This window comes from Mesorhizobium sp. M7A.F.Ca.US.014.04.1.1 (assembly GCF_003998745.1).
Taxonomy (GTDB): domain Bacteria; phylum Pseudomonadota; class Alphaproteobacteria; order Rhizobiales; family Rhizobiaceae; genus Mesorhizobium; species Mesorhizobium ciceri.
Genome location: NZ_RZRW01000181.1, coordinates 1 through 10,043, shown reverse-complemented (window position 1 = coordinate 10,043; position 10,043 = coordinate 1). Strand labels below are relative to the sequence as shown.

Here is a 10,043-nt window from a genome sequence, read left to right as displayed (position 1 = left end):
GCGACATGCAGGAAGGGCCATTTGCCCCCGCCGGCGAGGCCGACCGCCGCACCGCGATCTCGCTGGCCGATGATATCCTCACCAAGGGCAACAACGCGGACCAGTAGTTTTGCTGGCGGCTGAACTGCCGATCTCCCCCACGAAGCGGGAGATTGGCTCAGTTCGCGATCGGCTCCGTCGGCACCATGCTGGGCGCCGGCGTCGAGATCGGCGTGACATGGGGGTGTGGCGCCAGCGTGTTTTCCGGGCAGCTATCCCCGATCTTCGTCCACGAGGTGTTGTTGAGCACCATATCGCAGCGGGCCAGATGGCTCTGCTCGGCCACCGTCAGGCAGGCGACCTGACCGATCTGGTAGGATTTTCCATTGGCCAGGCATTCCTGGTCGGCAAATGCCGTACCAGGAACGGCCATGGCAAATGCCAGGCCAATGGGACAAAGATGAAATCGTGCGCTCATGGAACCCCAGCCGCCATGCTGGTCTGCAATGAACGGCGCGAAATGTGGCGATATGAGGGTTCAGCGCAGACGGGCCCGGCGAGGGTTCTCTCAAGCCGGCTGAAGCGCGAGATCGATCGCCACCGGGACATGGTCGGATGGTTTTTCCCAAGCGCGCACATGCTTTTCGATAGAGGCCGATGAGAATCGGTTGGCGGCTTCCGGCGACAAAAGCAGGTGGTCGATACGGATGCCGTTGTTCTTCTGCCAGGCGCCGGCCTGATAGTCCCAGAACGTATAGGTGTCGCGCGCGTCGGTGACCGCGCGCACCGCCTCGGTGAAACCAAGATTGAGCAGCCGACGGAAGGCCTGTCGCGTCTGCGGCTGGAACAGGGCGTCGCCCAGCCAATTCTCCGGAAACCGCGCGTCGATCGGCTCGGGAATGACGTTGTAGTCGCCGGCGAGCACCAGAGCCTCCTCAAGTCTCAGCCGTTCTTCGGCCCAGCGCTCAAGCCGCGCCATCCAGGACAGCTTGTAAGGAAACTTCTTCTCGTCATCGATCGGATTGCCGTTCGGCAGATAGAGCGAGGCGACACGCAAGGCGCCCTTGTCGGTTGAGAAAACGCCTTCGATGAAACGCGCCTGTTCATCGGCATCGTCGCCGGGCAGGCCCCTGATCACCTCGTCGAAGCGCAGCTTCGACAACAGCGCGACGCCGTTGAAACCCTTTTGGCCATGGGTTTCGACATTGTAGCCAAGCGCCTCGATCTCGGCGCGCGGGAACTGCTCGTCGACCGTCTTGATCTCCTGCAGGCAGACGATGTCGGGTGCGCTCTCGGTCAGCCAATGGGTGAGGTTGCCGATGCGGGCGCGGACACCGTTGATGTTCCAGGTGACGATTTTCATGGCGGTCTCGTGCTGTTCAGTTGGGCTCTTGCGGCGGATGGCGTTCGACGAGGCCGATCGTATTGCCAGCCGGGTCCTTTAGGAAGGCCATCCATTCGCTTTCCCCCGCTGGACCGAACTGGCCGTCCGTGTCGCGATGGACAAGCGTTGGCGGCGCGGTGAAAGGCACGCCGGCGGCAGCAGCCGAGGCATGGAACTGATCAAGGCCCGATATGTCGAGATAGACGGTTCCGGCCGGTACGCCGTCGGTGAACAGCAGCCTGATTTCTCCGGCCATGATGAAGGCGATGCCCGGCGGATCGAAGCGTGCATGGACAGCCATGCCCAGCACGTCGCGCCAGAAAGCCAGCGTCACGTCGAGGTCACGGCCAGCCGACAGCGCGATCTGACGGACCGCACCGATGGCAGGCATTCTATATGGAGAAACTCGTGCCGCAGCCGCAGGAGGCGACGGCGTTCGGATTGCGGATCTGGAACGACTGGCCCATCAGATCGTCGACGAAATCGATCACAGATCCGCCCATATAGACCAGCGACAAATCGTCGATCAGCACCGTGGCTCCGTCCTTCTCGATGGCTACGTCGTCGTCGTTGCGCGTATCGACCAGATCGAACTTGTAGGAAAAGCCCGAGCAGCCGCCGCCTTCGACCGAAACGCGCAGCGCCGTCTTGCCGGCTTCGTTCGAGACAATCCTGGCGATCCGCTTGGCGGCGGCCTCGGTCATATCGACTTTCATGGCAGTCTTGGCATCAGCGCCCATGGGCGTCACCTTGCTTTCGGTTTCACATGATAGGTATGAAGCGCGAGGGGCCAAGTCAACCTGGCTAAGTCAAACGCGGCAGCATCAGCCATGACCAGTGAGTTGGGCGACATCGGATTCGGCTATCGGCCACGCGCCGCCTATGCCTGCGATCCGGCAAACTCGCGCGGGCGGCTGTTCGACGAGGTGGAGAGCCCGACCCGCACGCCATTCCAGCGGGACCGTGACCGCATCATCCATTCGACGGCCTTCCGGCGGCTGAAGCACAAGACGCAGGTCTTCATCGCCCATGAAGGCGACCACTATCGCACCCGGCTGACCCATTCGATCGAAGTGGCGCAGATAGCGCGCGCCCTGGCACGGGCGCTGCGCGGCGACGAGGATCTGGCCGAGGCGGTGGCGCTGGTGCATGATTTCGGCCACACGCCCTTCGGCCACACCGGCGAGGACGCGCTCAACGAGAAGATGGCCGTCTGGGGCGGCTTCGACCACAACGCACAATCGCTGCGCATCGTGACAAGGCTGGAGGCGCGCTACGCCGAGTTCGACGGGCTCAACCTGACCTGGGAAACGCTGGAAGGCCTGGTCAAGCACAATGGGCCGCTGACGGATGCCAACGGCAAGGGTCTGAAAGGGCCGGTGCCACAGGCGATCCGTGATTATTCGCAACTGCACGATCTCGAACTCGACCGGTTCGCCGGCATCGAGGCGCAATGCGCGGCGATCGCCGACGATATCGCCTACAACACGCATGACATCGACGACGGGTTGAGGGCAGGGCTCTTGACGCTGGACATGCTGGAGACGGTTTCGCTGCCGGGAACGATCCTGAAAGGCGTGCGCGAACGCTATCCTTCCCTCGATGCCGTGCGCACCGGCCACGAACTGATGCGGCGGCAGATAACGGCCATGGTCGAGGACGTGATCAGGTCGACGACCGCCAATCTCGATCGCATCAGGCCGCCGAGCGCCGATGCAGTGAGGGCAGCTGGCGAGACGATGGTGGTTTTCTCGGCCGAAATGGCTGCCCTGGAGAAGGAACTGAAGGCCTTTCTGTACAAGCACCTCTACCGGCACGCCGAGGTTATGAGGGTGCGCGCGGATGCCGAGCAGATCGTCAAGGATCTGTTCGACGCCTATTTCGCCGATCCGCGCGCCATGCCGGATGGCTGGCGCGAGGGGCTGGATCGGGCCGATGATCGCATCAAGGCGCGCAGCGTCGCCGACTTCCTGGCGGGTATGACCGACACCTACGCGCTCAAGGAACACCGGCGTTTGTTTGACCATACGCCTGAATTGGGCTAGGGCGGGCTCGATTTTGCCGGCCAACGAGCCGGATTCGCTGCAAAGCCGCCAGAGCCAGACCCCAGAGTCACACAAATGAACATCTTCGCCGATTTCACCGCGCGAATCATAAAAGCCGTCGAAGCGCTTGATCTGAAAGACAAAGACGGCATTTCGCCTGACCTGTCGCGCATTGCCGTTGAGCCGCCGCGCGACGCCAGCCATGGCGACCTGGCGACCAATGCGGCAATGGTGCTGGCCAAGCCGACCGGCCAGAACCCGCGCGCGCTGGCCGAAAGACTGGCGCAGGCGCTGCGCGACGACAAGGATGTCGCGGCAACAGAGGTGGCCGGCCCCGGTTTCGTCAATCTCAGGCTGAAGGACGGCTTCTGGCAGACACATCTGACCGCACTGCTCGGCGAGGGCCGCAACTATGGCCGCTCGATGGTTGGCGGCGGCAGGAAGACCAATGTCGAATATGTCTCGGCCAATCCGACCGGACCGATGCATGTCGGCCATTGCCGGGGTGCTGTCGTCGGCGATGCACTTGCCAATCTGATGGCCTTCGCCGGTTACGACGTGACCAAAGAATACGTCATCAACGACGCCGGCTCGCAGATCGACGTGCTCGGCCGTTCCGCATTCCTGCGTTACCGCGAAGCGCTGGGTGACGACATCGGCGAGATTCCGAGCGGGCTTTATCCGGGTGATTACCTGGTGCCAGTTGGTCAGGCGCTGGTCGCGGAATTCGGCCGCTCGCTGCTGCAGATGCCCGATGACGAGGCGCTCGCCATCGTCAAGGATCGCACCATCGATGCGATGATGGCGATGATCCGCGAGGACCTGGCGATGCTCAACGTGCATCACGACGTGTTCTTCTCCGAGCGCACGCTGCACGCCGACAATGCCAGGAAGATCCGATCCGCGATCAACGATCTGACGCTGAAGGGCCATATCTACAAGGGCAAGCTGCCGCCGCCCAAGGGCGAGAAACCCGACGATTGGGAGGACCGCGAGCAGACGCTGTTCCGCTCGACCGCGGTCGGCGACGACATGGACCGGGCGCTGGTCAAGTCGGACGGCTCATTCACCTATTTCGCCGCCGACGTTGCCTATCTCAAGGACAAGGTCGATCGCGGCTTCGTCGACCTGATCTATGTGCTCGGCGCCGACCATGGCGGCTACGTCAAGCGGCTGGAAGCCCTGGCGCGGGCGATTGCCGGCGAAGAGGTCAAGCTCACCGTGCTGCTTTGCAATCTGGTCAAGCTGTTTCGCGAGGGCGAACCGGTGCGTATGTCGAAGCGGTCGGGCGATTTCGTGACGCTGCGCGAAGTGGTGGAGGAGGTGGGCCGCGACGCGATCCGCTTCATGATGCTCTATCGCAAGAACGATGCGCCGCTGGATTTCGATTTCGCCAAGGTGACCGAGCAGTCCAAGGACAATCCGGTGTTCTATGTCCAGTACGCCTCGGCGCGCTGTCATTCGGTGTTCCGGCAGGCGAGCGAGCAACTGGGCGAAGCCAATTTCGACCGCAACAGCCTGGCGTCCGCCGCGGCATTGCTGACCGACGAGGGCGAGATCGGCCTGATCCGCAAGCTTGCCGAATACCCGCGGCTGATCGAGTCCGCCGCCCTTGCGCTCGAGCCGCATCGGCTGGCATTTTACCTCTATGATCTGGCTTCCAGCTTCCACGGGCACTGGAACCGTGGCACGGATAATCCGGACTTACGTTTTGTTAAGGTTAACGACCGACAATTGACGCATGCCAGACTAGGGCTGGTGCAGGCTGTTTCGGACGTTTTGACGTCCGGCCTGACGTTGATCGGGGCCGCCGCGCCCACTGAAATGCGTTAGGTTTGACTAAATAACCTGTCACCTTTTGCCCACATTGCGCTGGTAAGGGCCAACCCTACGCGACGTCCATGGCGTCCGAATGAGTGCGAGTTCGGGAACAATAATGGCAGACAGAACCCAGCTGAGAGTAGCCGACAACAACGACATCGCTGAGGATGATCCGTTCGCGGAACTGACCAGGATCATGGGATTCGACCCGCGCCAGCCGGTCAGGCCGCAATCGCCCGCCCAGCCGCAGGCCCCAGCCGCCGATCACGGGCTCGAAGAGGGCGATTTCGATATCGATCTCGAGAAAGAAATGATGGGCGAGTTCGGCGCTGACGACAGCGACGCCGCTCCGGTTGTTCAGGCTCATGAGCCGACTTTCGTGCATGAGCCGGCATTCGAAGCGGCTGACGCCAGCGCGATGGACGACGAGCTTTCGGTGTCGCTCGACGACGATTTCGAACTGGACATGGCTGAGATCGACGACCACGTCGCCGGCGCCAGCCATGCGGTCGCCGCTGAAGCCGTGCCGTCCGTCGAGCCCGCTTTCGCGTCCGACATTGGCGATGCCGTCGCCGGTTCGCTCGAGGACGTGTCCCCCTTCGAGGACGATCAGTCGATGGCGGACGAGCTTGCCGCCTCGCTCGACCAGGACCTTCGGATCGATGAGGAAGCCGAAGAGGCCCTGTACAGCGTTGCCGATACGCCCGCTTCTGTCGAGCCGGTTGCCTCCGATGACGAATTCGACGATGCGGTGGCAATGTCGCTTGAAGACGAGCTGATGCTCGACGACCATTCGGCGGCGGAACAGTCATTCATGGCCGCCGATCCCGTCGAGCATGCCATGCCGGAGCAGGCGGCGGCGCTTGACGGCCAGGCAATCTCCGACGAGAGCTTTGCTGGCCTCGACGATGCCATGGCCGATGTCGACATGGATTTCGACGTTCGCGCGGATGAGCCGATCGCCTTCGACGAGCCGGAAGCGCATGAAGTGCTTGCCGATGCTGCGGACTCAACAAGCGAGATTTCCAACCCTGAAGGCCTGTCGGACGATGCCTTCGACCTGAACTTTGAAGATTCGTTCGCCGAAACGGTCGAAGAGCCGGTCGCCGAAGTTGCTGCCGCTACGATCCAGCCGGCGGCGCCAGAAGCCAATGTCGCGCCGGCGGTGCACGCCCCGATTGCGGACGAACGGAGCCTGGAAGACGAGTTGAATGCGCTGCTGGGCGCCATGACTTCCCGCACGGCGCCGGTGGCCAGCGAGCCTGTCACGGCTCAGCCGGCTGTCGCTGCCCCGCCGCCTGTTGCCCAGCCTGCCGAGGAACCGGCCGACCTTGTCGGCGACCTCGACTGGGATCTTGACGAAACCACGCCTGAGCAGAATCGACATGTTGGCACGGCCCAAGCGGCCGACGCGGATATTGACGATCTTATGCTTGATGAACTCCAGGATCCGGACTCGGACACCATTGGCGATGTCGATTTCGACGATGATGCGTTGGACGCGGCTTTGGCCCAGGGCCTTGATCCGCGTGATGAAGCCGCTCCCCGGGACAATTCGGCGGATTCTTTCGATTGGCTTGCGGAGCGTTCCCAACCGACAGAGCCGACGCGTTCGTGGAGCCGCGTGACGCCGGTTCCGCAGCAGCCGTCATTCAGCACGCAGCCTACGTTTAGCGCTCAGCCGGCCGCTTCGGTGGCATCATCCATGGCCGCAGCGCCGGCAGTCGCCGCCATGACGTCCTATGGTTCGTCCGAGCCGGTCGAAACCTTGGCTCCCGCTGCCCCAGTATCGGCGCCGCAATCGCGCCAGCCGGCGCGTTACGAAGACATGCCCGATGTCGAGACGGTCGATGTGCCCGAGCGTGTCGTGGCGCTGGCGGACGATCTCGATATCCCCGAACTGCACTTCGAGGAAGACCAGCCGGCGTCGCCTGGCTATGACGATCTCGATGCCGAGTTCTCCAGCCTTCTCTCCGAGATGAACGCGGTGGAGGTGACTGCCGCCCCAGCAAGCAACGCGGCCGGCGCGTCTTACGATGATGGCTCCTATGCCGCGGGCTTCAAGCCGGGCTATGACAGCCTCAAGCCGGGCTATGACGGGGTCAAGCCGGGCTATGAGCCGGAAGCGCGAACCTATGCGGCGCGGCCGATGGAAATGTCTGCCCGCGCGGCGCCGCCCACGGGTTATGCCGACGCCTCGGGCTACGACCTCGACAACCTGCCGGGGAGCCAGCCGGCTTCCCAAGCCGATGATTTCACCGTCGATGAACTCGACTACGATCCCGAACTCGACGAGGAGATGGCTGTTCCGGGTCTCGGCGAGCGTGAGGCCGCAAGGCCGTCGCGCGGACGCGGCCTGTTCATCGCCGCGATTGTCGGCGCGGTCGCGGTCGCGGGCGGTCTCGGTGCCTTTGCGCTGTCCTTTGGCGGCAAGGGCGGCAGCGAAGCGCCCGTCATCGTCAAGGCCGACAACGCGCCGATCAAGGTCAAGCCGGAGAATCCGGGCGGTGCCGTGGTGCCGAACCAGGACAACAAGGTCTACGACGCGGTCAGGGGCGCCAAGCCCGCCGAGCCGGTCCAGGAAAAGCTGGTCACCAACACCGAAGAGCCGGTGGACGTGCAGGCGAAGGACCCGGCCCGCGCCATCGATCTTTCGCCGGACCAGAATGCAGCCGGCGCTGGAACCGATGTCGGCAACGCCGCGCCGATGGCCGGCGCTGCTTTGGCCGACAATACGGCGCCAGCTCCCAAGTCCGAGGACCGCATCGCGCAGGTGCTGCAGGATGCAGACAAGGGCACAAATGCCGATGTCGTCGCCATTGCACCGCGCAAGGTGAGGACCATGGTGGTCAAGTCGGACGGTTCGCTGGTGCCGCGTGAAGATCCGGCGGCACCCGCCGCTCCGCAAGTGGCCGCTACCGAGCCGGTCGATCCGGCGCCGCAGCATGTCGCCCCGGCGGCGCAAGCCGATGCCGACCAGACCGGTACCGTGGCGCCTGCCGCCGCCCAGGCGGACGACGAGCCGGCCCTCAAGCCGGTGGCCAAGCCAAAGGCCGAGGCCAAGGCCCAATCGGCCAACACGCCGGCAAAGGTTCCGCTAGCGCCGCAGCGTCCGTCCGACCAGCCGGTCGATGTCGTCGGCGAGGTCAAGCCCGATCAGGTTGCGTCCATCGATCCGGCATCGACCGCGGCAGGCGGTGGCTCGTGGTCGATGCAGATCGCCTCGCAGCCGACCGTCGAAAGCGCCCAGTCCAGTTATCAGGATCTGCAGCGCCGCTATGGCAGCGTGCTTGCCGGGCGTACCGCCAACATCGTCAAGGCCGAGATCGCCGGCAAAGGCACGTTCTACCGCGTGCGCGTTCCGGCCCAGTCACGCAATGACGCGATCAATTTGTGCACCAGCTACAAGGCCGCCGGCGGCAACTGCTTCGTCTCGCGCTAAAGCCGGAGCCAACCGATTGAAAGCCGGCGCGGTCACCGCGCCGGCTTTTTTCATGGGGAAAGCAGATCCGGCGTTGTCCCGGATGAATCCCTGGCGATTCCCTTTGATCGCACAAAGCCCTAAACTGCCGACATGACCGAATCAAAATCCATGATCCTCGGCTGCGCCGGGAAATCGCTCACCCGCGAAGAAATCAATTTCTATCGCAATGAATGCCCGTGGGCCTTCATCCTGTTTGCGCGCAACATCGGCGAGACCGAACAGATCCGCGATCTGGTCGCCGAGATGCGAGACTGCATAGGGCGTCCGGACGCGCTGGTGTTCATCGATCAGGAAGGCGGCCGTGGGCAGCGCTTGCGGCCGCCGCTGGCGCCGAATTATCCCGCCGGCGGCGCGCTGGGCGCGCTGTGGCGCGACGATCATGATGCCGGCGCCCGCGCGGCCTGGCTGATGGCGCGGCTGCATGCTTTCGACCTGTTACGCTACGGCATCACAGCCGATTGCCTGCCGGTGCTCGACGTGCCGATCGAAGGCGCCAGCGATGTCATCGGCGCGCGTGCCTACGGCAAGGACCCGCGACCCGTGATCGAGCTCGGCCGCGCAGCCGCGGAAGGGCTGATATCGGGCGGCGTGCTGCCGGTCATGAAGCATATTCCGGGCCATGGACGTGCCTTTGCCGACACGCATTTTGAACTGCCAGTGGTCAATGCCTCGCTCAGTGATCTGCAGCGGCATGATTTCGCCCCGTTCAAGGAGCTTAGCCATCTGCCGATGGCGATGACTGCGCATGTCGTCTACAGCGCGATCGACCCGAACAATCCGGCGACCACCTCCGGCAAGGTCATCGACGAGATCATCCGGCGCGAAATCGGCTTCGACGGACTGCTGATGAGCGACGACACATCGATGAAGGCACTTTCTGGGGATTTCCCGACAAAGGCGGCCTCGATCCTTGCGGCGGGCTGCGATCTGGTCCTTCACTGCAACGGCGTTTTCGAGGAGATGGCCGGCATCGCATCGCGCACCACGGGGCTTGAGGGCACGTCGCTGGAGCGCGCCAAGCGGGCGCTGACCTATATAAAGGACCGTGACACGGTCGAAGAAACCGAAATACGCGCCGAATTCGCCACCTACTTCGATGCGGTGGCATAGCAAGGGAAAGTGACAGGCAGTGGCGGAGACATTGGAAAGCAAGGCCGCGAAGGCCGCACCGATGGACCGTCTGTGGGCCGAAAATGACGATTCACGCGTCACCGGCGACCCGTCGCTGGTCGTCGACGTGGCCGGCTTCGAAGGTCCGCTCGATCTTCTGCTGCATCTTGCCGGCACCCAGAAAGTCGATCTGGCGCGCATTTCGATCCTGGCGCTGGTC

General features: G+C 63.5%; 8 protein-coding genes and 2 pseudogenes. 6 read left to right on the top strand and 4 right to left on the bottom strand.

The genetic code is table 11. The features are described from left to right. Nucleotides 1-107 (top strand): annotated as a pseudogene (locus tag EOA22_RS38860) (sel1 repeat family protein); the annotation flags it as partial. A gap of 50 nt (nt 108-157) precedes the next feature. Here the strand turns inward: EOA22_RS38860 and EOA22_RS14395 are convergent. From EOA22_RS14395 to erpA, 4 genes are all read right to left on the bottom strand, one after another. Beyond that, nucleotides 158-412 (bottom strand): hypothetical protein, encoded by a 255-nt coding sequence (locus EOA22_RS14395; protein ID WP_244506831.1) that lies wholly within the window; start codon nt 410-412, stop codon nt 158-160. 135 nt (nt 413-547) lie between these two features. Next, nucleotides 548-1,342, bottom strand: a complete 795-nt coding sequence (xth, locus tag EOA22_RS14390; RefSeq protein ID WP_013531286.1) for an exodeoxyribonuclease III — start codon at nt 1,340-1,342, stop codon at nt 548-550. A gap of 16 nt (nt 1,343-1,358) precedes the next feature. Beyond that, nucleotides 1,359-1,754 carry a VOC family protein gene (locus EOA22_RS14385; RefSeq protein ID WP_013531287.1) on the bottom strand — a complete coding sequence of 132 codons (396 nt, stop codon included), beginning with the start codon at nt 1,752-1,754 and terminating at the stop codon, nt 1,359-1,361. Nucleotide 1,755: 1 nt separating this feature from the next. Beyond that, the gene (gene erpA / locus EOA22_RS14380; protein ID WP_013531288.1) at nt 1,756-2,103 is read right to left on the bottom strand and encodes an iron-sulfur cluster insertion protein ErpA; all 348 of its coding nucleotides are present in this window, start codon (nt 2,101-2,103) and stop codon (nt 1,756-1,758) included. A gap of 90 nt (nt 2,104-2,193) precedes the next feature. On the opposite strand from erpA, the gene EOA22_RS14375 reads away from it, so the two are divergent. From EOA22_RS14375 to EOA22_RS14355, 5 genes and pseudogenes are all read left to right on the top strand, one after another. Continuing rightward, on the top strand, nt 2,194-3,408 hold the full coding sequence (locus EOA22_RS14375; RefSeq protein ID WP_024503844.1) for a deoxyguanosinetriphosphate triphosphohydrolase: 1,215 nt from the start codon (nt 2,194-2,196) through the stop codon (nt 3,406-3,408). A 75-nt stretch (nt 3,409-3,483) separates the two neighbouring features. Beyond that, nucleotides 3,484-5,241 carry an arginine--tRNA ligase gene (argS, locus tag EOA22_RS14370; RefSeq protein ID WP_063168120.1) on the top strand — a complete coding sequence of 586 codons (1,758 nt, stop codon included), beginning with the start codon at nt 3,484-3,486 and terminating at the stop codon, nt 5,239-5,241. A 103-nt stretch (nt 5,242-5,344) separates the two neighbouring features. After that, nucleotides 5,345-8,671 carry an SPOR domain-containing protein gene (locus EOA22_RS14365; protein ID WP_063168119.1) on the top strand — a complete coding sequence of 1,109 codons (3,327 nt, stop codon included), beginning with the start codon at nt 5,345-5,347 and terminating at the stop codon, nt 8,669-8,671. A gap of 132 nt (nt 8,672-8,803) precedes the next feature. Further along, a complete protein-coding gene (gene nagZ, locus EOA22_RS14360; protein WP_127390042.1) occupies nt 8,804-9,823 on the top strand; it encodes a beta-N-acetylhexosaminidase in 1,020 nt (339 codons plus the stop codon). 61 nt (nt 9,824-9,884) lie between these two features. Next, nucleotides 9,885-10,043 (top strand): annotated as a pseudogene (locus tag EOA22_RS14355) (segregation/condensation protein A); the annotation flags it as partial.

Bases quoted from the DNA above. Each gene is read 5' to 3' on its own strand.
- EOA22_RS14395 (WP_244506831.1), bottom strand. From the start codon at position 412: ATGGCCGTTCCTGGTACGGCATTTGCCGACCAGGAATGCCTGGCCAAT.
- xth (WP_013531286.1), bottom strand. From the start codon at position 1,342: ATGAAAATCGTCACCTGGAACATCAACGGTGTCCGCGCCCGCATCGGC.
- EOA22_RS14385 (WP_013531287.1), bottom strand. From the start codon at position 1,754: ATGCCTGCCATCGGTGCGGTCCGTCAGATCGCGCTGTCGGCTGGCCGT.
- erpA (WP_013531288.1), bottom strand. From the start codon at position 2,103: ATGGGCGCTGATGCCAAGACTGCCATGAAAGTCGATATGACCGAGGCC.
- EOA22_RS14375 (WP_024503844.1), top strand. From the start codon at position 2,194: ATGACCAGTGAGTTGGGCGACATCGGATTCGGCTATCGGCCACGCGCC.
- argS (WP_063168120.1), top strand. From the start codon at position 3,484: ATGAACATCTTCGCCGATTTCACCGCGCGAATCATAAAAGCCGTCGAA.
- EOA22_RS14365 (WP_063168119.1), top strand. From the start codon at position 5,345: ATGGCAGACAGAACCCAGCTGAGAGTAGCCGACAACAACGACATCGCT.
- nagZ (WP_127390042.1), top strand. From the start codon at position 8,804: ATGACCGAATCAAAATCCATGATCCTCGGCTGCGCCGGGAAATCGCTC.